Source organism: Desulfobotulus alkaliphilus, from assembly GCF_007830435.1.
GTDB lineage: Bacteria > Desulfobacterota > Desulfobacteria > Desulfobacterales > ASO4-4 > Desulfobotulus > Desulfobotulus alkaliphilus.
The window spans coordinates 1-21,330 of the sequence record NZ_VLLC01000017.1 but is presented as its reverse complement, the minus strand read 5'-3'; the positions used below and the strand labels follow the sequence as shown (position 1 = coordinate 21,330).

The window sequence follows — 21,330 nt, the reverse complement described above, 5'->3', positions numbered from 1 at the left end:
CCTTTCTTTACCCAACTTTACTTGACGCTTCTGGCATTTTTGATCAGATCGGGTAAAAGAAGGATGGATATTTTGGGGCTGCCTTGAAAAATATGGAAAATGGAGAAGGCTGTGCAGGAAAAAATCAATTCCCATGAAGGTATTTTAAAAAAGCTGGAAAGCATGGGCCGCAATCTGGGGGAGGGCTTTGTCCTGCCTCCCTGCTTTGAGACCCTGAGCGGCATGTTTACGGAGTATGTTCCGGATACTTCCCTTTCCTGCAGATTCATGCATGAAAAAAAACTGGCCAATCCCGCAGGGTCTTTGCAGGGAGGCTTTCTCATGGCTGCCTTTGACAATGTTTTCGGACCTTTTTCCATCCTTGAGTCGGGCAGGGCTGCGGTGAGTCTGGAACTGAACGGCACCTTTTTACGCCCCCTGATGGTCAGGGATGTCAGCTTTGATATACGGGTAAGCCTTGTGGAAAAATCTGCCCGTTTTCTTGTGATGGAAGCCGAGGCCAGAGACAGTCGCATGCGGCTGGCGGCAAAGGCACATTCCCGGATGTTTTTCCTTTAGGGGGCAGATGTGAGCAGACGGTTCTGTATACTGCTGACGGTCCTGTTTTTTTGGGGCTGCGGGGTGAGGCAGCCGGATCTTCCGGAGATTCTGCCCCAGGGCCTGCCGGATACCTACGGCGCAGAAGGGGGCCTCGGTGCTCTGCCCGCAGAGAAATGGTGGGAAGGTTTCGGGAGTTGTGAGCTCAATAGCCTTGTGGAAGAGGCTCTGCGTTCCAGTCTGGATATCCGTGAAGCCCTGGCAAGGCTGGATGCCGCAGCAGCCGGTTTTGAAGCGGGAAGGTCCGGTTTCTGGCCGGATCTGGATTTCAGTGCTGAAGCCGGGCAGCAGAGGGCAAGGAACAGTGAAAGCGGTCAGGTCCGGACCACGGAACGTTACAACAGCTTTCTTGCTGCCAGTTATGAAGTGGATATCTGGGGGCGTGTGGCAGCAGCATCCGCCGCAGAGGGCGAGCGTTTCCGCGCCACCCGCGGGGATCTGGAAGCTGCGGCCATGACCGTGGCCGCAAGTGTGGCAGATACCTGGGTTCTGTATGTACACACCCTTTTTCTCATGGATCTTGCCCAAGGGCAGCTTGCCGAGGAAAAGGCCCTTCTGGCCATTGAGGAGGCCCGTTTTAACCGGGGCATGGCAGGCATTCTGGATATCCTGCGCCAGAAGGAAGTGGTGCTGGGTGTGGGATCCCGTATTCCGGATCTTAAGGGAGAGCTGCGTCTGCTGGAACATCGCATGGCCCTTCTTACGGGCAGGGCGGCATCGGATTTTTCCATGGAAGGGGCAGAAAAAGGCAGGGATATTTCCTTTCCTGCCCTGCCTGCTCCGGGTCTGCCCCTTGAACTTATTGAAAAAAGACCGGATATACGTGCGGCCCAGGCCCGGCTGATGGCTGCGGGCTGGGATATGGAAGCCACCCGTGCCCTGCGTCTTCCGGGTCTTACCCTTTCGGGCCGGGGCGGGTTGACCGCAGCGGGCCTCTCCCTTCTGGGGGAGGGCTGGCTTCTGGATGCGGCTGCGGGTCTGGCCATACCGGTCTTTGACGGAGGCCGGCGCAGGGCCAATGTGGCACGCAGCGAGGCTGTGGTCCGTGAAAGGGTGGTGGCCTATGAGCGCAGTGTACTGACCGCCATCAGGGAGGTGGAGGATGCCCTTGTCCGGGAAGAACGCCAGGAGGCCCTTTTACGGGAGACCGGCCTGCGTCTGGATGCGGCCCGTGTGACACTGGAAGAAGCCCTGCGCCGTTACCGGCTGGGCGGAGATAACTTTGATGCCGTGCTGACGGCCCGCAGCCGGATACGGGATCTGGAGGAGCGCCTTGTGAATCAGCAGGCTGTCCGTATGCAGGCGCGTATCGCTTTGCACCGTGCCCTGGGAGGGCAGTGGTGGGAGGAAGGGGCGAGGGCAGGCCGGCCGGCTGACCCTGCAGGCACCTTACCGTAAAAATCTTTCGCAGGGCGGGCCTTTAAGTCTGTCTTTGACAAATTGAATACTTTCAATCAGGTGTATAGACAACCGAGCCATTTGTTCGTGACGCAATCTTATTCGGGAGCTTCTTGCCCTGTGCGGAAGCGGCAAAAACTCCCCGCCACAGGCAGGATAAGCTTTTTGATTACCATGGCAGACCTTGGTACGCTGCCTTTGTGGCGGCTCAGACAGTTTGCCGCTTCTTTCGCACAGGTCTGCGACGCTCTGATCCGAAACGATTGCAATGTCACTCACAAACAGCCCGATTGCCTTTGTCTGGAACCAAAATTCTGAAGTTAATGAACAATTTTTCAAGATAAAATGTTCTGAATAATTACTAAAAATGTTTTGCAGGAGCAGGGCTTCTTCTGATCAGAACAACCGTTTTCCGGGAGTATATTCTCATGACACCATCCCTTCATCAGCCGCCAGCTTCCCGCCGGTCCCTGTGGATCATAGTTTTTTTATCCCTTGTGATTATTGCCATGGGGGCAGGTCTTGGGCGGTATTTTATGGAAACCCGGCCTGCGGCCCAGAGGAGACCGGCTGTGCAGGCCACTCCCCTTGTAACGGTTCTGCCATTGCAGAAGGAAGCGGCCGTGGAGCAGCTTTCTGTGATGGGTACCGTTGTGGCGGAAAGGGAGGTGGATATCCGGAGTCCGCTGGCAGGCACACTGGTTTATATGTCCGGAGACTTTTTTCCGGGCGGATATCTGGATGAGGGGTCACTGATGCTGAAGGTGGACCCTGCGGATTATCGCATTGCTCTGGACAGGGCAGCGGCAGCCGTGAACAGGGCTGCTGCGGATCTGGATTTGGAAAGGGGCAGGGCAGCCATGGCCGAAGCCGAGGTGAAAACTTTGGAAGGTCTCACTGGCCAGAGCCTTTCAGCAACGGAGCTGACCCTGAGAAAGCCCCAGATGCGTCAGATGGAAGCGGCTCTGGCTTCCGCAAGGGCAGATCTGGAAATGGCGGAAATTCAACTGGAAAGAACCCGCATTCAGGCCCCCTTCGATGGTGTGCTGACCCGCCGTCATGTGGTGGCGGGCAGCCGGGTATCTGTCGGTGAAGTTCTGGCAAGTCTTGCGGGCAGGGATGCTTTCTGGATAGAAGCACGGATTCCAAGGGACCGGACCTCTGTCCTGCGTACGGAAAATCATGAAAAAGGACCTTCCCATGTGGATATCCGAAGTGCTGGCGGGAAGCGGCAGGGGCTTGTTTTTCAGATTCTTCCGGATATCACGGAAAATACCCGCATGGCCCGCATGCTCGTCAGGGTGGAAGACCCTCTGGGCCTGAAAAGCCCTTTGCCCCCGCTTTTTCTTGGTGATTTTCTTTCCATGGAAGTGGCGGGCCGCCGTTTTGAAGAGGGGTTTTATCTGCCCCATGGCAGTCTGAGGGAGGGCTCCCGGATCTGGCTTGTGGACGGGGAAAATCGTCTGCGTTTTATTGACGTAAAGCCTTTGTTTAGTGATGGGAGGGGGATCTACATTGCCCCGGATCTTGAAGAAGGCAGTCTGCTGGTCATTTCCGATCTGGGTCTGGCTGTGGAAGGGATGTCCGTGGAGCCGGAGGTGCAGAAAAACAGTGTCTCACAGGAAAAAAACATGGGAAAAGAATGGGAAAAAGCTCCCCGAAAGCCTGAAAGATCAAAAAAGGAATAGGATATGGAAAAGCAGACAGGGGGCCCCATTGCCTGGATGACCCGTAACAATGTGGCAGCCAATCTTCTCATGGTGGCCTGCCTTGTGGGTGGTCTTATCATGTTCACGGGCATCAAGCAGGAGGTTTTCCCTGACTTTGATCTGGGAATGGTAACGGTCAGCGTGGCCTATCCCGGTGCTGGTCCTGAAGAAGTGGAACAGGGGATAGTGCTGGCCCTTGAGGAGGCCGTTCAGGGGCTGGAGGGGGTGGATAAATTTGTTTCCTTTGCTTCCGAAGGCATGGGAAGGCTGCAGGTTGAAGTGCTTGAAGGCACGGATATCAACAGGTTTTCCCAGGACGTGCAGAGGGAGGTGGACAGGATCACTACCTTCCCCGAAGGTGCGGAAAGACCCCGTGTTGTTGTGAATGCAAGAATGCGGGAGGTGCTTTCCATTGCGGTTTACGGTTCAGCGGAAGAAAGGGTACTGCGGGAAGCCGCAGAACTTCTCCGGGACCGGCTTCTGGAAGAGGAGGGCATTACCCAGACAGCTCTGGAGGGGGTAAGGGACCATGAAATTTCCGTCTGGATCCCTGAAAAAAATCTGAGGCGCCATGGCATCACCCTGGAGACAGTGGCCAGAAAGCTTGCGGAAGTATCCGTGGAGATGGGGGGAGGGCGTCTGGATACGCAAGGCGGCGAGATTCTTCTGCGGATGAAGGGCAGAGTATACAGCGCGGCCGGTTACAGGGATCTTGCCATTATGACCCACACAGACGGTTCACGGCTGCTGCTGGGGGATATTGCCCGTGTGGAGGAAGATTTTGAAGACACGGATGTGAGGGCGTATTTCAATGGCTACCCTTCGGTGATGGTCAATGTGTACCGGGTAGGGGATGAAACACCCATTTCCGTTTCCAGGGCAAGTCGGGCCGCTCTCAGGGATTTTGCAAGCAGTCTTCCCGAAGGCATTCATGTTGATGTTGTCCGTGATTTTTCAGAAGTCTTTGAGCAGCGTGCGGATCTTCTTCTGCGCAATGCAGGCATCGGGCTTCTCATTGTCTTTGTTCTTCTGGCTGTTTTTCTGGAGATCCGGCTGGCTTTCTGGGTGAGTCTGGGGATACCCATCAGTTTTCTCGGAGCCTTTCTTTTTCTTCCCATGACAGATTTCACCATAAACATGATTACCCTTTTTGCCTTTATCGTCACCCTTGGGATTGTGGTGGATGATGCCATTGTGGTGGGGGAACATGTGTATTCTTTGCGGCAGCGGGGGCTTTCCTTTATGGATGCTTCCATTCAGGGTGCCCGCGAAATGGCTGTTCCGGTGACTTTCAGCGTGCTGACCAACATCGTCGCTTTTTTACCCATCGCCTTTATTCCGGGGATGCTGGGTAAAATATTCGGCACACTGCCTGTGGTGGTGGTGGCCGTTTTTTTCATGTCCCTCATTGAAAGTCTTTTTATCCTTCCGGCCCATCTGGCCCATCAGAGGAAAATCAAAGGGGGGATTTTTGCAAGGTTTTCGGATTTTCAGCATGCCTTCAGTCAGGGGCTCATCCGTTTTATTAACGGGTTTTACGGACCCCTCCTGAGCCGCTGTCTGGCCCACCGTTATCTGGTCCTTGCCACGGCTGTGGCTGTGCTGCTGGCAACTTTTGGCTATGTGAAGAGCGGTCGCATGGGCATGGAGCTTTTTCCCCGCATTGAGTCGGATTTTGCTTTTTGTGAGGCCGTGATCCCCTATGGATCTTCCAGCCAGCGGGCCACGGAGGTACATGACCGGATCATTGCTTCGGCGAGAAAGCTTGTGGCGGAAAACGGCGGAGAAGAGCTTTCCTTAGGGATTTTTTCCAGAATCCGGGAAAATACCATACAGGTGCGAATTTACCTTACCCCGCCCGATGTCAGGCCCGTGGGGACCACGGCACTGGTTCAGCAGTGGCGGGCCGATGTGGGCAGGCTGGCTGGAATTGAAACCATCAGTTTTCAGGCGGACCGGGGGGGGCCGGGTTCGGGCAAGGCCCTGACCGTGGAGCTTTCCCACAGGAATATTGATACGCTGGAGGCTGCGGGGAGGTATCTGGCGGCACAGCTCATGGACTTTCCCCTTGTGAGTGACGTGGATGACGGTACGGCAAGGGGGAAAAAGCAGCTGGATTTTGTCATGCTCCCCGAGGGAGAACGTCTGGGCCTGACGGCAAGGGAAGTGGCAAGACAGGTGCGGGCTGCCTTTCAGGGTGTGGAGGCCCTGCGTTTCCAGAGGGGAAGGAATGAAATTACCGTCCGTGTCCGTCTTCCTGCGGAGGAACGCCTGCGTATGGAGCATCTCAAGGATCTGATTATCCGTACACCTGCGGGGGGTGAGGTTCTGCTGCGGGAGGTGGTGCGTCTGGAAGAGGGACGGGCCTATACGGAAATCCGGAGGCGGGAGGGACGCCGTATTCTCACCGTAACAGGGGATGTGACACCGGCTTTCCGGGCAGGCGAGGTGGTGGAGACCCTGAGGGCGGAGGTGCTGCCGGATCTTAAGCACAGGTATCCGGGCCTGAATGCGGGCTTTGAAGGCAGACAGGCGGATATGAAGGAAAGCACCGAGCGTCTTTTCATGGGGCTTCTGATGGCGCTGGTGGCCATATATGCCCTGCTGGCCGTACCCTTTAAAAGTTACTTTCAGCCTTTGATCATCATGTGCTGCATTCCCTTTGGTCTGGTGGGGGCCCTTGCGGGTCATCTCATCATGGGGTATTCCCTTTCCATGATGAGCCTTTTTGGTGTGGTGGCCCTCTGCGGTGTGGTGGTGAATGCTTCCCTTGTGATGATTGACCGGGCCAACCGCAGCCGGAGACAGGGGGTGGAGACCCTTCCGGCCATCTGGGAGGCGGGGATTTCTAGGTTTCGTCCCATCATGCTGACCACCCTGACCACCTTCGGAGGGCTGGCTCCCATGATTTTTGAAACCTCAAGGCAGGCCCGTTTCCTCATTCCCATGGCCATCAGCCTTGGGTACGGTATTCTTTTCGCTTCTTTTATTACTCTGATTCTGGTGCCTTCCTTTTATATGGTGCTGGAAGACATTGCAGATCTTTTTAAAAAGAACAGGGGTGCTTAATTGCTTTGGAATTCTTCCCCATTTTCCGAGACAACCTGATCCCTTCCCTTTTTTTTGGCCTGATAGAGCAGGGCATCCACACGGCAGAGAAGAAAGTCTGCCGTGTCTTCGGGGTTCATGCTGCAAACCCCTATGCTGGCAGAAATCTTCCAGGGAACCGGCTTGGGCAGTTTCAGATGATCCTTGAAGCCATGGCGCAGGGATTCCGCAAGGATTTTGGCGCCGGCAAGGTCCGTGTCCGGAAGGATGACAAGGAATTCCTCACCCCCTATGCGTGCGGCAAGATCCGAGGAACGCAACCGTTTTTCGATGTTTTTTGCGGCAAGCTGCAGGATGGCATCTCCTCTTGGGTGGCCAAAGGTGTCGTTGACGGCCTTGAAATGGTCCAGATCCAGCATGATGATGGAAAGGGGGCGGCCCGTGCGTCTGGATCTTGCCATGGCCCGCTCCAGACTCAAAAGGGCCTGTCTGCGGTTGGCAAGGCCTGTGAGGGCATCGGTGCCTGCCAGGGTGACAAGGGCATGTTTTTCCTGCTCCTGACGCTTGAGGGCTTTGGCCAGTGAGTGGGTGAGAAAGAAGAAAAAAAAGAGCGTCAGCAGGCTGATGCCCGCTGTTGTCCTGCCCTGTCGCCACCAGTTTCCGATCATCTGCTTTCTGGACAGGGACACCCATGCGGCCATGGGGTAGGGATCAATGGACTGAAAGGCGAGGATTCTTGGTGTATTGTCAAGGCCCATACCATAAATGACCCTGTTTTTGTCCGGTTCCATATTCATGGGAATGATGTGGGCAAATTTTCCCACATAGTTTTCATGATCCGGTATACGGAGGATGATCTGGCCGTTGTCCATAATGAGGCCCGCCGTTCCACCTTCGGGCAGGAGGATGCTTTCGTAACTCTGAAGAAGAACTTCCAGTTCTATGAGGGCGGCAAAGATATATTTCAGATGCCCCTCACTGGAGTAGTAGGCCTGTGAGATGGCAAAAAACCATTTTTTATGCTCCCTTATGGACTGTATGGGCGGGCTGATGACCAGTCCTTCGTGGCGGTCTGTATGGTGAATGCTCACATAAGGGCGGTTTTTGATATCCGGTATGGGGGGATCTCCGCTCCAGTGCAGGATGTCTCCTTCGGGATCTATGATGAGAAGATCCATGATATGGGGCTCATGCAGGCTCAGCTTTCTGAGATGAAGACTGATATCCCTGCAGCCTGCCGCCTGACTTCCGCTCTGCAGGCAGGCATCCATGGTTATGGCCATGCCCTTGAAAAGAATTCGTATTCCGCCCAGTTTCTGGGTGGAACTGAGGGCCAGCATGCGGGAAAACTCAAGGGCTTTTTTTTCCCCTGCCCGAAAGGTGTCCTGATAGTGGAGAAAGGCATTGCCCGCCATGAGCAGAAGAATGACTGCCATGGCGGAAAAGCCCAGTCCATAGGCCATGATTTTCGGGTTGCTGCTTTTTTCGAATATTGACATCGTATATTCTCTTGTAAGAGTCTGTTTCTTAATTTCTGACCGACGGATCTTTAGGATTAAAAAAATCTGTGGTGTATTTTTTAAAAGGGATTTATTATCATTATTATATTAAAAATCTCAACAGTTTTCTTGTTTTCGATTCTTTTTGAGCATTTCAAGATTCTGCATGGCAGAAGCCTGACAGACCGCAGCCGGGAGACCCCATGGATTTCTGGAAAAGGAAAAAGCTGGAAGAGATGAGCAGGGAGGAATGGGAGTCCCTCTGTGATGGCTGCGGGAGGTGCTGCCTTGTGAAAATGGAGGAAGAGGAGACAAACCGTATATATTATACCCGGCTGGCCTGTGAGTTTTTGGACCTTGAATCGGGCAGGTGCCGGATTTATGCCGAACGCTTCAGCAGCAAAGCCGAATGCCTTGCCATCTGTGACTGCCTGAAAAATCACCCGGACTGGCTGCCCCCAAGCTGTGCCTACCGCTGTCTGCATGAGGGGCGGGATCTGCCTTTCTGGCATCCCCTTCTGCAGAATCCGCACACAAAGCTGCCTCCGGGTATTGGCGTTGGAGACTGGGCCTTTTCCGTCAGGGAGATGGATCTTTATGCCCTGGATCTGGAAGCCCATCTGATTTCTTTTGGGGGGGCGGATGGTTCTGAGGTCCGGCTTCTTGGGGAGGATGGGGATGAGTGAAAAAAAACATGTGTTCCGGTGCATCCTTTTTTTGCTGTCTGCGGTTTTACTTTCTCTGTCTTTTAAGGCAAGGGCTGATGATTTTTCTTCGGTGATTCACATTGCCACGCCGGAGTGGGCAGGGCAGACCCATGCCGATGGTACGGGGTTTTTCTTTGAAATTTTAAAAAAAATATATGAACCCGAAGGCGTGAAGGTGTCATGGGAGTTTGCCAACTGGAACCGCTCCCTGAACCTTGTGAAAAATGCCCATGCCGATGCCATGCCCAGTGTATGGAGAGAGGATGCCGATGCCGCAGGTCTCAGGGTTCCGGCTCTGCCCCTTTATATTGAATACACCGTGGCCGTGTTTAAAAGGGAGCGTTTTCCGGACTGGAAGGGGCAGAATTCCCTTCGGGGACGTTCCGTTGTCTGGTTCAGGGGCTATGATTACCATTTAAGAAATCCCCTCAAGGGTATTGTCATGCACAGGATGGAAATTCCCCATGATGGCAATCCCTGGCGTCTGCTGGCCGCAGACCGGGTGGATGCCTTCATTGACTCCCGCATCGATGTGGACCGTTATGTGGATACGCACATGGTGGATACGCTGGTTTACCGTGTTGCTCCCCTCTGGGGGCAGAAGGCCTATCTGGCCTTTTCGGACAAGCCTTCTTCCTTGGAGCTGATGGATCTTTTTGATAGGGGTATGGCCCGTCTGCTGGCATCCGGTGAGCTGGAAAAGCTGCACGAAAAGTGGCAGGTGGCGGGTTTTTATGCCTCAGCCTGGGAACAGCCCGGAGAAATTGTGCTGGAAAGGCCGTAGGGTTTACCTTCTGGTAAAGAGGTTTTCCGGGGTCTTATGGAAGGAATTATTCAGCACGGTTTATTCCGAACTGCCAATACTGTAATTGCAGCAGCTTCGTAGTGTTGCAAGGCTCCGTGGCTATTTGCAAGTGACATTGCAATCGTTTCGGATCAGAGCTTTGCAGGCCTGTGCATCTGCCTTGCAGGTATGGTACCTGGAAAATAGTGTTGAACAGTTACTTATGGAATACAAAGGGAAGAAGCATCTGTCCCTTTGTCTGTTCCGTATCCGGGAACTGGGATATGGCAAGGCCAAGGAGACGGACGGCTTTTTCTCCGGCTTCGGTACGGGCCAGAAGTTCCGGCATTTTTTCCATCATGTCTTCCGCACGCCACAGGGGGCAGGGAAAGCTCATGGAACGGGTGGCGCTGCGGAAATCCGGATACTTTACCTTCAGCGTGAGGGTGTGACCGGCGTGTTTTTTCCGGACAAGACTGGCCTCCACATCTTCCGCCAGAGTTTTTAGAATGGCAAGCATGGCCCCTGTGTCCCGGATATCCCTCTCCAGGGTGACTTCCCTTCCTATGGACTTTCTGCTTCTCTGCGCCATGACAGGCCGGTCATCCCGGCCCATGGCAAAGGCATAAAATTCCTTTCCTGCCTTACCGAAAAGGTTTTTCAGTTTTTCTTCGCCCATGGCTTTGATATCTTCACCCGTAAAAAGATTGTGGCTGTGCATCTTTTTTTCCGTTGTTTTACCCACGCCAAAGAATTTTCGTACCGGAAGCTTTTCCAGAAAGGCCGGGGCGTCTTCGGGCCGGATGACGGTGAGGCCTGCGGGTTTACGGATGTCCGAGGCCACCTTGGCCAGAAATTTGTTAAAGGAAACACCTGCGGAAGCGGTCAGCCCCGTATGTTTATGGATTGTTTCCAGAAGTTTTTCTGCTGTCCGGGTGGCAGAGCCAAGGTTCAGGATATCCTCACTGACATCAAGGAAGGCCTCGTCCAGGGAAAGGGGTTCAATGCAGTTGGAAAATTTCTGGCATATGGCAAAAATCTGTCTGGAAACGGCGGCGTACACCTCTTTTCTCGGGCGGATAAAAACGGCATGGGGGCATTTTCTTATGGCCTGCGCCGCAGACATGGCCGAATGAATGCCGAATTTTCTGGCCTCATAGCTGCATGTGGCCACAACCCCACGGCCTTTGGGGTTGCCGCCCACGATGACGGGACGACCTTTCAGCACCGGATTGTCCCGCTGTTCAATGGCAGCATAAAAGGCGTCCATATCCACATGGATGATTTTGCGCAGGGCAGGCGGGTTTTCATTCTTGTTTTTATGATACATGGGTTGACAGGACTAAGATTTTTATGTCTGAGGTCTTAACGGTCCGGGGCAGGCCAATGGCCGTCTGTGCCGGTAAAAAGGGTCTGGTGTTCATGGGTCTGTCTGGCATTCTGTTATACTTCAAACGCTCATCTGTGAAACATCCAAAAACTGGGATGCTATTCTGACTTTTTTGATGAAGCCCTCACCCCCCGCACACAGGCCAAAAACTGGACTTGTCCAATGAACTGAAGACTGTTGGCCTGAGTGCCGGGGTGAGGGGAGAAAGTAAATATCCATGATGTTCATTACTTTGTCTCAAAAATGACCGTGCTGAGTATAACAGAAAAACGCGCTGAGTTTCTGCCTTTTTTCAGGTGCTGATTATGGATGCCTCCCCTGTGGATGTAAAAGGACATTTTTTGGGATTTTCTTGACCTTTTTAGGCGGGGCTATATATTTTATAAGTTTAAAAAAGGAGGTTTTCCCATGGTATTTATTGAAACCCTTATTATCGGGCTTATTGTTTTTGGGTTGGCAGCCCTGTGCCTGCGAAGGATCAGGCCAAGGCACGGGGATAAGGGATGTGGCCATGGCTGCAGTTGCCGTCCTTCCGGCTGTGAAAGGGCGGGCATACAATCAGCACCGAACGCCTTGCCCTGCAATTCCTGCCTGAAGGATACAGGGGAATGAATCCGGAAAAAAAGAAAGTATCGCCCTGATTTTTGCAAACCATATTTACAATCCGTGTTTTGTTTCGTTTGAAAGGATGCCCATGAAGGACTGGTTGTTGGGTCTGTGGAGAAAAATCTGGCACAGGGAAGAGAAAAAACAGGATGATCCTGTTTCACTTGCTGAAAAAAAAAGAAAGGTCCGGGCAAAAAAGACAAAAGATACCCGTACCCGGAAAAAAAAGTCTCCCGTCCTGCCTCCAGCAAAGGCTTCTGAAGAGGTATCCGAAAAAAATACCATAAAAAAAAAGGCGCCTCTGCCTGAGGCTTTACCGGAAAAGCAAGCGCCCGGCCCCGATACTCCCCCAGAGGACAGCGGTGCATCCCTTCCAAAAGCTCCCAAAAGACGCATGCGCTTCCGGAAAAAAGCAGCCCCTCCTTCTCCGGAAATCAAGGAAAAAATCCCTGTGCTGGATACGGATGCAGATCTTTTTGTACTGATGGGCGGAGATCCTGAAAAAGAGGGACCCGTACAGGAGCCGGATCTGCCAGAGCCTGAGATTATAGGAGAAGTTGTGGAAAAGCCGAAGCCTGTGGTCTGGACATCTCCGGGAAAGACCCTGGATCTCCATGGCCTGAACAGCGCACAGGCAGATGTGCGTATGCGTTCTGCCATCCTTACGGCCCGTGTGGAGGGGGTCTCTGTGATGCGTATCATTACCGGCAAGGGGCTTCACTCGGAAGGGGGCAATGGGGTGCTCCGGGATTATGCGGAAGAGTTTCTGACCCATATGCAAAAGACCGGAGAAATCAGGATGTTCCGTTGGGAAGCTAAAACCAAGCGGAAAAGCGGTGCTGTTCTGGTCAAGCTTCCCGAAATCTGAGATTTCTGCTCTTTGTGTAATTATTCAGCACAGTAATTCCGAACTGCCAATGCTGCAGTTACAGCAGCTTCGTACTGTTGCAAGGCTCCGTGGCTATTTGCAAGTGACATTGCAATCGTTTCGGATCAGAGCTTTGCAGGCCTGTGCGAAAGAAGCGGCAAACTGTCTGAGCCGCCACAAAGGCAGCGTGCTTAAGCCTGCTATGGTAATCAAAACGCTTATCCTGCCTGTGGCGGGGAGTTTTTGCCGCTTCCGCACAGGGCAAGAAGCTCCCGAATAAGATTGCGTCACGGGCAAATAGCCTGGGGCCTGTGCATCTGTCTTGCAGCTATGGTGCTTGGAAAACTGTGCTGAATACTTACCTCATTGTAAAACAATTATCACAAACCCTGTTTTATGTTTTCTTCCCCGGCAGAGAGACTATGCTCAGCCCTAAAAAAGAAGTTTGTATGCATGATGAACGCTTTTTCGGGGTGTTCTCTTTTTTGGGATGACCGTTTTATCCGGGAAACCGGCGGTCGCAGATGCCCTTTCAGGACAGGGGCCTTTGCGGATAAGGAGGAGGAAAACATGGTAACCAAGAGACAGGAACTGTTTAACTGCTACTCCCATCTGGCTGGAGGAATTGCCGCCCTTGCGGGTACTTTTTTCCTTCTTCCTGTGGCGGCTTCATCAAGGGAGGCTTTGATTACTGCCCTGATTTATGGCCTTTCCGTAACCTTTCTTTTTTTTGCCAGCGCCCTTTACCATGCATTCAAACAGGAAGAAAATGAGATTTCCTTCTGGAGGAAAATGGACCGCATGGCCATTTTTTTTATGATTGCAGGAACCTATACGCCCATATCCTACTTTTGTCTGGAGGGCGGCTGGCGATGGGGAATGATCGGTCTGCAATGGGGTTTTGTGGCCTTTGGTTTTCTGAGTCAGGTCTTTTTTCCAAGGGCTCCCCGTACTTTTTATGCAGGCGTTTATCTGGCCATGGGATGGACCGCTGTTTTTCCCATGAATCAGGTGCTTGGGAACATGACGGCCCTGCAGGTGAGTCTTCTGTTTGCAGGCGGGGTTGCCTTTACCCTTGGCGGCCTGATTTATGCCATAAAAAAACCCCGGATGGTTCCGGGGGTTTTCAGCTTCCATGAGCTTTTCCATGTGATGGTACTCATTGGTGGCGCATTTCATTATGGAATGATTTACCATATTTATTTTCAGGCAGGGACCGCATAGTTTCTTCAGTGCTTTTTTTCGACTTCCTGAATCCACTGCAGCATATCCTGAGCCACCTCTTCCCATTCCGGCTCCCATATCATGCCATGGGAAAGATCCGGGTAATAAAAGAGTCTGGCTTTGGGATAATAGCGGTGGATTTTTTTTACCACTGAGGGCGGCGTGACAAGGTCTTTGCCACCGCAGAATACGGCCACAGGGCAATGGATTTTTGCAGCCGGAACCGATGTGCTGGCTGAGGACGCAAAATAGGGAAAGGCCATTTCAAAAAAGGCTTTACCGGATTCCGGAACAAGGCAGCTGAAAAGCTGCTTTTCTGTTTCCGGAGCCAGCCTGCCGCCGCTGATGCGGTGAAAACTTCTGGGGTTCGGAGGCAGGGCCTTTTTCCTGAAATCACCGAGAAAGGCAAGGGGAAGAAAGGTGATGAGGGCGGAAGGATCAAAGCCGGGAACTTCTGCAGGCGGTGCCGGTGTGATGAGAAGGATGGCCTTGAATGGGTGGCGCAGGGCAAGGATCTGGGTCAGAAGCCCCCCCATGGAATGGCCGATCAGTATGGTGTTTTCAGCATCCGGGGCCAGCTCTTCTTCAAGGGCGCTGACATAGTCTGCAATACCCCAGCCTGCCACCTTTTCAGGATTTCCCGGAGGCCTGTGATGGGGCAGGGCAGGTATGCTCAGGGCATAACCCTTTTTTTCAAAAAATTTTTTCTGGTTGCTCCAGATTTCCGGAGATCCCCACATACCGTGAATGAAAGAAAGTTTTGTCCCCATGGCTGTTTCCTCTGATGTGCAATGCCATATGAATGATTACATGGATTTTTTTTCTGTCTTGCTGCTTTGCGGTTCAGGTTTTTTAAGCTCCGCATAGTGTACGCCAAGCTGCGGCTGCAGACTGGCCACCAGAGCGGTAAACTCCTGCCTGCGTTCTTCGGGAAGCTCGGAGGCTCTGGGGGAATCCACCTTTGTGGGGTCCACAGGCACACCGTTTTTGGTCATACGGAAGCAGACATGGGGGCCTGTGGCAAGGCCGGACTGGCCCACATAGCCGATGACATCCCCCTGACTGACCTTTCTGCCGGGGCGCATTCCCCTTGCAAAGCGGGACATATGCAGATAGGCGGTTTCATAGCCGTTGCCGTGACGGATGCGGACATAGCGTCCGGCGCCTGCATTCTGGCCTGTCTGCAGAATGGTTCCGCTGCCTGCTGCGTAAATGGGTGTACCTGTGGGTGCGGCATAATCCACGCCATAGTGGGGTCTGTATTCTTTTAAGATGGGGTGCCAGCGGCGGTGGGTGAAACCAGAGGTGATTCGGCTGAAGGGGACCGGATTTTTCAGGAAAAAACGCTGGATGTTCTGGCCCTGGGAGTTGTAAAAATCTGCGGAACCGTCTTCATTTTCAAAGCGGAAGGCATCGTAGCGATTCCCCTGATTGATGATCTCTGCGGCAAGGATATTGCCATAGCCCTGAAAGGTATCGTTGTGGTAGCGCCGCTCCACGACTACGGAAAAGCTGTCCCCTTTACGAAGATCCCTTGCAAAATCAATTTCCCACCCGAAAAGATTGCTCAGCCGGACCGCAAGGGTGATATCCTCTGCCGTTTGCATGGCTTCGGACAGACTGGTTTCAATGATACCGTTTACGGTTGCCGTTTCAATGTCAAAACTGAGGGCGTTTACTTCTGCATGGAAACCTTCTTTGTCCAGCTCCACACTGAGGTACTGACTCCTGTTGATGCTGTACTCAAATCCTGCAAACTCGCCGTCCAGGGTGATTATTTTATATTCCCTGCCTGCCCGCAGGCGTCTTAAATCAAATACAGGACGGCTGCTTTCTGCCAGCTCATGGATGCGGGAAGAAGAAAGCCAGGGAGAAAGGATACGGCTGGCCGTGTCTCCGGCCCTGACGGTTCCCTCGTGTATCTCTTCCAGAGGTGCTGTTTTTTTTGCGAATGCCGCAGGATCAAACTCCGGATCATCCATGGGGATTTCACTGCAGACAGCTTCCGTAAGCGTTTCCATTTCCTGGGTTTTGGGTGTCTGGCCAAAGAAGATGTCTGAAGTGGATCCATACTGGAAAAAAAGAAAACTGCCTGCAAGAAGGAGGCATGATGCAAAGATATATTTCATAATTAAGTCTTTTGTTGTTTTGCTGGTTATTGTTTTTTAGGGTCAACCGGGTTCGTGCCAGAGCGGCGCAGCCCCGAAACTTTCCTGACTTTTGTAATCTTCTCAAATTGTAATATATCATTATCACCATTGCCTCTACCACGATCAAGTATGGCCTGTCAAAGATCTTATGGCCTTTAAGGAAAGATTGACGGCGGCCTTTGTGTTCATGTATAAAGGTCTAACCATTAGACGTCTGCTGTTTATTTTTTTCTGTAAAGGAAATGGGCAAGGGACTTGTATGTTTGAAAAAGCAAAGCAGAACCGGATGTTTCAGGATGTGGTGGAACAGATTCAGGATGCCATCCTTGAGGGCCGTGTGGTGCAGGGAGACAAGCTTCCGCCCGAAAGGGAATTGAAGGAAATTTTTGACGTGAGCCGGGGAACCCTGAGGGAAGCCCTGCGCGTGCTGGAGCAGAAAGGACTCATTGAAATCCGGCTGGGGGTGGGTGGCGGTGCCTTTGTAAGGGAGGTGGGAACGGCACCGGTCACCGAGGGGCTGGCCCTGCTTTTGAGAAGAAACAAGGTTTCCCCTGCGGAGCTGGCCGAGTTCAGGAAAGATCTGGAAGCCAGTATTGCCGGTCTTGCCGCCCGCAGGGCCGGGTTTGATGACATTCTCATTCTGAAGGATTTTTTAAAGGAGATGGCCCAGGCCCTTGAAGAGCCCTTTGACTGGGAGGCCGTGATTGCCGCAGACAACCGTTTCCACCTGACCCTTGGGGAAATAGCCGGCAATCAGGTGTACAGAACCATTCAGGCGACCATTCACGAAAATATTCATCCCTACTTTGATCGCTATGTACCCAGAGACAAAGACACCCTTGAGGGAAACTATGGGGACCTCTGTCTGCTGGTGGATGCGGTGGCGGCAGGGGATGAAAAAGAGGCCATAAGGTGCATGCAGGCCCATCTGGGTCGCTATGACGGGTACATCGTTGACAGTGGGAAGTGAGGAGCGGGCTTTATAGGTCCCTTTTGGAAGCAGGCCGGATCTGTCCCTAAGGCAGGCGATGGCGTGATGCTGAAAGGTACGAAGTCTGCCTGCCTTTGTGCCGGGCTGAGTGATCCTTATGAATTGTCACCACGACACTTGATGGTAAAGGAGGAAGATATGACAGAGACAACACTGGATCCGGTAATTGAAAAAGCCGCAGGGCTGGCCCGTGAGTGGCAGAACCGGGCCAACGGCCTTCTGACGGACGAAGAAAAGCGGATTCAGTCCCAGATGGCAAAGCTTTTGAACCGTCCGGAAGATAAGGTCACCCTGACCAAGCTCATTGACCGGAGTTTCCGTTCTTCGGATTTTTCAAAGGTGGCGGAACAGGTGGTGCACATTCTGGAAAAGGACGGTGTGCCCCGTTTTTTCTCCTTTCAGGAGAAGATACTGGCACAGATTTTCAGCCGTGCAGGCCGTCATCTGCCAAAAATATCCGTTCCCAAACTGATTGATGCCATCCGCAAACAGAGCAGCCGGTCCATTGTACCGGGTGAGGCGGAAGCCCTCCATGCCCATCTGGCAACACGCAGGGCCGAGGGTGTCCGCATGAACATCAACCATCTGGGCGAGGCGGTTCTGGGTGAAGGGGAGTGCGCCGAGCGCCTGAAAACCTATGTGGAGGATTTGAAAAACCCGGATATTGAGTATATATCCGTTAAAATATCCACCATCTATTCCCAGATCAATTCCTTTGCCTTTGAAGAAACCATACAGGTTCTGGTGGAAAGGCTCTCCCTTCTCTACCGCACAGCCGCCGCCTACCATTATTCCCATCCCGACGGCAGCCTGACCCCCAAATTTGTCAATCTGGATATGGAAGAATACAGAGACCTTGCCATTACAGCGGAAGCCTTCTGCCGCACGCTGAATCAGCCGGAGTTTCTGGGCCATTCCGCAGGTCTGGTGCTGCAGGCCTATCTTCCCGATGCCTGGCCCATGCAGCAGCAGCTGACGGACTGGGCCAGAAAACGGGTGGCTTCCGGCGGGGCACCCATTAAAATCCGTCTGGTCAAGGGGGCCAACATGGAGATGGAGCAGGTGGATGCGGCCCTGCATAACTGGCCCCTTGCTCCCTATGACAACAAGCTGGATGTGGATGCCAATTACCGCCGCATGGTGGATTATGGCATGGACCCGGAAAATATCAGGGCCGTGCATCTGGGGATCGGCTCCCACAATCTCTTTGAGCTGGCCTATGCCTGGGAAAGGGCGAAAGCCAATGGTGTGACGGCCTTTGTGGGCTTTGAAATGCTTGAAGGTATGGCAGATCACGTTCGCCGGGCCATTCAGGAAACCACGGGGGCTGTGCTTTATTATGCGCCGGTGGCTGGCCGCGAGCAGTTCATCAATGCCATTGCCTACCTCATCCGCAGGCTGGATGAAAATACAGGCCCTGAAAATTTCCTGCGTTATTCCTGCAAGCTGAATGTGGGATCCGAAGAGTGGAAGTTCCTTGAGAATCAGTACCATGCCGCATGCAGGCACAGAAAGACCGCAGGTTCTGCAGGTCACCGCATTCAGAACCGCAGGCGTGAAGATCTTTCTGCGAAAAAAGGCACCTTCCATGAAAAGTGCTTTGTCAATGAGGCAGATACGGATTTTACCCTCGCGGAAAACCGCATCTGGGCGGCAGAAGTAAGGGAAAAGTGGGAGGTGAAGGAGGAAAAGGAAGCCCTTAAGATTCCCCTTGTCATTGCCGGAGAAGAGATTTTTGGGGAAAGAAAAACAGGGACCCAGCTGGATCCTTCCACAGCCAGTGGTGAGAAGAGACTTACAGCAGCCCTCTTTGCCATGGGTACGGATGCGGATGTGCAGAAGGCTGTGGCTACGGCCAAGGCGGATCCCGATGGCTGGCGCTCCCTTTCATGGGAAGAACGTCACGCATATCTTTCTAAGGCGGCGGCGGAGCTTCGTGTCTTAAGGGCCGATCTCATGGGGGCAGCGGCTGCCAACACGGGCAAGCTTTTTTCCGAAGCCGACCCTGAGATCAGTGAGGCCATTGATTTTGCGGAATTTTATCCCTGGTCCACAAAAAGTTTCACAGAGCTTTCCGGTATGGAGATGAAGGGCAAGGGGGTTGGCCTTGTGGTTTCTCCCTGGAATTTCCCCGTGGCCATTCCCTGCGGCGGGGTGGTGGCTGCCCTTGCCGCAGGCAATACCGTGATTTTCAAGCCTGCCAGTGATGCGGTGCTGGCTGCGTGGATACTCTGTCAGGCCTTCTGGAAGGCGGGTATCTCCCGGAACACCCTCCAGTTTCTTCCCGGTTCCGGATCTTCTGTGGGTGCGGGCCTTGTGAACCACAGGGATGTGGATTTTGTGATTCTCACCGGCGGTACGGAAACGGGGCTTCGCATATTAAAGGACAGGCCGGATCTTTTCCTCTGCGCGGAAACGGGCGGTAAAAACGCCACCATTGTATCTTCCATGAGTGACAGGGACGCAGCCATTGCCAATGTTATCCATTCCGCCTTCAGCAACACGGGCCAGAAGTGTTCCGCCACCTCCCTGCTGATTCTGGAAAAGGATGTTTACGATGATGAAAAATTCAGGCAGCAGCTGGTGGATGCGGCAAAAAGCTGGCATGTGGGGTCGCCCTGGGATTTCCGTTCTAAAATGGGACCTCTGGCACAGCCGCCTTCGGGGGATCTTCTCCGGGCCCTTACCACCCTGGAGCCGGGGGAAGAATGGGTACTCAAGCCGGAACAGGTGGGCGATAATCCCTACCTCTGGACACCGGGCATCAAATATGGAACGAAAGAGGGCAGTTACTCCCACATAACGGAATTTTTCGGGCCTGTTCTCTGTGTCATGCGGGCGAAAAATCTGAAACATGCCATTTCCATTGTCAATGCCACGGGCTATGGTCTGACCTCTGCATTGGAAAGTCTGGACCCAAGGGAGCAGGCCCTGTGGAAGGACAGCATCAAAGCTGGCAACCTCTACATCAACCGGGGCAGCACCGGAGCCATTGTGCTGCGCCAGCCCTTCGGTGGCATGGGCAAATCGGCCATGGGCAGCGGGATCAAGGCCGGAGGCCCCAATTATGTGAGCCAGTTTATGCATTTTGAGGAAAAAGACTGGCCCTCTGCAGGTCCCATTGACGCTGACCATGGTGTGCTGCGTCTGGCTCAGGATATGGCCCTTAAGGCAAAGTGGGGCGGCTTTGGCGAAGACAAAGAAGATATCCTTAAATTTTCCAGAGCCGTTGAAAGCTACCTTTTCTGGTGGCAGGAGGAATTTTCAAGGGAAAAGGATTATTTCCGGCTGCGGGGTCAGGACAACCTTGTGCGTTACCGCTCTGTGGGCAGGGTGGTGATCCGTATCCATGAAAAGGACAGTCTTTTTGATCTTCTGGCCAGAATAGCGGCCTGCCGTATAACGGCTTGTCCCTTTGAGCTCAGTATGGCACCGGATATGGGAGGAAGGGTGGTGGATTTTCTGACTACCCACTGGGCGGAAAAACTGCTGCAGGGTGCAGCTGTGCTGCGTGAAACGGATCAGGCCCTTGGAGAGCGTATTCCATCCCTTGACCGCATCCGTTATGCCGCAGAAGACAGGGTTCCCGAAGGACTTCTCAAGAAAGCCGCAGAAACGGGCTTTTATGTGGCAAGGGTGCCGGTTTTCATGGAAGGCCGCATTGAGCTGCTGCAGTACCTCAGGGAGCAGAGCATCTGCCACACTTACCACCGTTACGGCAACCTTGGTGAAAGGGGGCTTGTGTAAAAAAACCTAAGGATTCAGAAGTTTTCTCTTCTCGCGCTGGGCTTGTTTTTACCCGCATAAGTCTGGAGCATGGAAATCAGGGGGACTGACATAGAGGAAATGGTGGGTCGCAAGCCTGTTTCCCTCCCTTGGGTGAGAATATTCTTTCTTATTACTACCCTGCTCAGCCACAGTTTGCTGGTCAGGTTGTTGTCATGCCTATGGTGCTGGCTTTAACACCTGAATTCCCGAAAATTGTAACTATGGAGACAACTTTATATTGAAGAGATCCATTAACCGTCGATGAGTCGGTGTTGTTTCAGTGAAAACCTGCCCATATCGATTGGAATATTTAATTTTGACCAGAGTTTCCATCTCTTCCATTACCTTCTTGACTGTAAAATATTTAATTTTTTCGTCTTTCTTTATTTTGGAACGTATAGAACTGACATAGATTAGTGCCAGGAATTGTAAGAACAACCTTCCATCCATTGCGGCTGCAGAGTGAACTCGAATCCGCTTCATATCCATATGATTTTTGAGGTCGTCAAAACAGTTCTCTACAACATCCTTGTCACGATAAACATGCAAAGCTTCATCAGCAGTTTTTATTTTGTTTGATAATACACAGAA

15 protein-coding genes and 1 pseudogene are annotated in these 21,330 nt (G+C 52.8%); 11 read left to right on the top strand and 5 right to left on the bottom strand.

Annotated features, from left to right (window positions below; genetic code table 11):
• Positions 1 to 111 precede the first annotated feature (111 nt).
• The 4 genes from LZ24_RS10975 (at position 112) to LZ24_RS10960 (ending at position 6,773) form a co-directional block, all read left to right on the top strand.
• Positions 112 to 558 (top strand): PaaI family thioesterase, encoded by a 447-nt coding sequence (locus tag LZ24_RS10975; protein ID WP_186443080.1) that lies wholly within the window; start codon positions 112 to 114, stop codon positions 556 to 558.
• A gap of 9 nt (positions 559 to 567) precedes the next feature.
• The gene (locus LZ24_RS10970) at positions 568 to 1,995 is read left to right on the top strand and encodes an efflux transporter outer membrane subunit (RefSeq protein ID WP_144685352.1); all 1,428 of its coding nucleotides are present in this window, start codon (positions 568 to 570) and stop codon (positions 1,993 to 1,995) included.
• A 428-nt stretch (positions 1,996 to 2,423) separates the two neighbouring features.
• Positions 2,424 to 3,683 carry an efflux RND transporter periplasmic adaptor subunit gene (locus LZ24_RS10965; RefSeq protein ID WP_144685351.1) on the top strand — a complete coding sequence of 420 codons (1,260 nt, stop codon included), beginning with the start codon at positions 2,424 to 2,426 and terminating at the stop codon, positions 3,681 to 3,683.
• Between the two features lie 3 nt (positions 3,684 to 3,686).
• The gene (locus LZ24_RS10960; RefSeq protein ID WP_144685350.1) at positions 3,687 to 6,773 is read left to right on the top strand and encodes an efflux RND transporter permease subunit; all 3,087 of its coding nucleotides are present in this window, start codon (positions 3,687 to 3,689) and stop codon (positions 6,771 to 6,773) included.
• On the opposite strand, the gene LZ24_RS10955 is transcribed toward LZ24_RS10960, so the two are convergent.
• The gene (locus LZ24_RS10955) at positions 6,770 to 8,251 is read right to left on the bottom strand and encodes a sensor domain-containing diguanylate cyclase (protein WP_144685349.1); all 1,482 of its coding nucleotides are present in this window, start codon (positions 8,249 to 8,251) and stop codon (positions 6,770 to 6,772) included. The two genes, LZ24_RS10960 and LZ24_RS10955, sit on opposite strands and share 4 nt — an antisense overlap.
• Positions 8,252 to 8,454: 203 nt before the next feature.
• Here LZ24_RS10955 and LZ24_RS10950 point away from each other — a divergent pair, with 203 nt between their 5' ends.
• Both LZ24_RS10950 and LZ24_RS10945 read left to right on the top strand, forming a co-directional pair.
• On the top strand, positions 8,455 to 8,937 hold the full coding sequence (locus LZ24_RS10950) for a YkgJ family cysteine cluster protein (RefSeq protein WP_144685348.1): 483 nt from the start codon (positions 8,455 to 8,457) through the stop codon (positions 8,935 to 8,937).
• Positions 8,930 to 9,742: a substrate-binding periplasmic protein gene (locus LZ24_RS10945; RefSeq protein ID WP_186443079.1), complete on the top strand. Its 813-nt coding sequence runs from the start codon at positions 8,930 to 8,932 to the stop codon at positions 9,740 to 9,742. The genes LZ24_RS10950 and LZ24_RS10945 overlap by 8 nt, the downstream gene beginning before the upstream one ends.
• Positions 9,743 to 9,959: 217 nt before the next feature.
• On the opposite strand, the gene dinB is transcribed toward LZ24_RS10945, so the two are convergent.
• Positions 9,960 to 11,072 (bottom strand): DNA polymerase IV, encoded by a 1,113-nt coding sequence (gene dinB, locus LZ24_RS10940; protein WP_144685346.1) that lies wholly within the window; start codon positions 11,070 to 11,072, stop codon positions 9,960 to 9,962.
• 468 nt (positions 11,073 to 11,540) lie between these two features.
• Between dinB and LZ24_RS17625 the strand changes: the two genes are divergently transcribed.
• The 3 genes from LZ24_RS17625 (at position 11,541) to trhA (ending at position 13,830) form a co-directional block, all read left to right on the top strand.
• Positions 11,541 to 11,744 (top strand): FeoB-associated Cys-rich membrane protein, encoded by a 204-nt coding sequence (locus LZ24_RS17625; protein ID WP_222427614.1) that lies wholly within the window; start codon positions 11,541 to 11,543, stop codon positions 11,742 to 11,744.
• A gap of 82 nt (positions 11,745 to 11,826) precedes the next feature.
• On the top strand, positions 11,827 to 12,606 hold the full coding sequence (locus LZ24_RS10935; protein WP_186443078.1) for a Smr/MutS family protein: 780 nt from the start codon (positions 11,827 to 11,829) through the stop codon (positions 12,604 to 12,606).
• 453 nt (positions 12,607 to 13,059) lie between these two features.
• Complete coding sequence (gene trhA / locus LZ24_RS10930) at positions 13,060 to 13,830, top strand: PAQR family membrane homeostasis protein TrhA (protein WP_222427613.1); 771 nt, start codon at positions 13,060 to 13,062, stop codon at positions 13,828 to 13,830.
• Positions 13,831 to 13,835: 5 nt separating this feature from the next.
• Here trhA and LZ24_RS10925 read toward each other — a convergent pair whose 3' ends face one another.
• Together LZ24_RS10925 and LZ24_RS10920 are read right to left on the bottom strand one after the other, a co-directional pair.
• A complete protein-coding gene (locus LZ24_RS10925; RefSeq protein ID WP_144685343.1) occupies positions 13,836 to 14,600 on the bottom strand; it encodes an alpha/beta hydrolase in 765 nt (254 codons plus the stop codon).
• A 36-nt stretch (positions 14,601 to 14,636) separates the two neighbouring features.
• A complete protein-coding gene (locus LZ24_RS10920; protein ID WP_144685342.1) occupies positions 14,637 to 15,959 on the bottom strand; it encodes a M23 family metallopeptidase in 1,323 nt (440 codons plus the stop codon).
• Positions 15,960 to 16,239: 280 nt separating this feature from the next.
• Here LZ24_RS10920 and LZ24_RS10915 point away from each other — a divergent pair, with 280 nt between their 5' ends.
• Both LZ24_RS10915 and LZ24_RS10910 read left to right on the top strand, forming a co-directional pair.
• Positions 16,240 to 16,950 (top strand): FadR/GntR family transcriptional regulator, encoded by a 711-nt coding sequence (locus tag LZ24_RS10915; protein ID WP_144685341.1) that lies wholly within the window; start codon positions 16,240 to 16,242, stop codon positions 16,948 to 16,950.
• A 159-nt stretch (positions 16,951 to 17,109) separates the two neighbouring features.
• Positions 17,110 to 20,718 (top strand): proline dehydrogenase family protein, encoded by a 3,609-nt coding sequence (locus tag LZ24_RS10910; RefSeq protein ID WP_144685340.1) that lies wholly within the window; start codon positions 17,110 to 17,112, stop codon positions 20,716 to 20,718.
• Between the two features lie 240 nt (positions 20,719 to 20,958).
• On the opposite strand, the pseudogene LZ24_RS17620 reads toward LZ24_RS10910, so the two are convergent.
• A pseudogene (locus LZ24_RS17620) lies at positions 20,959 to 21,330 on the bottom strand (hypothetical protein); the annotation flags it as partial.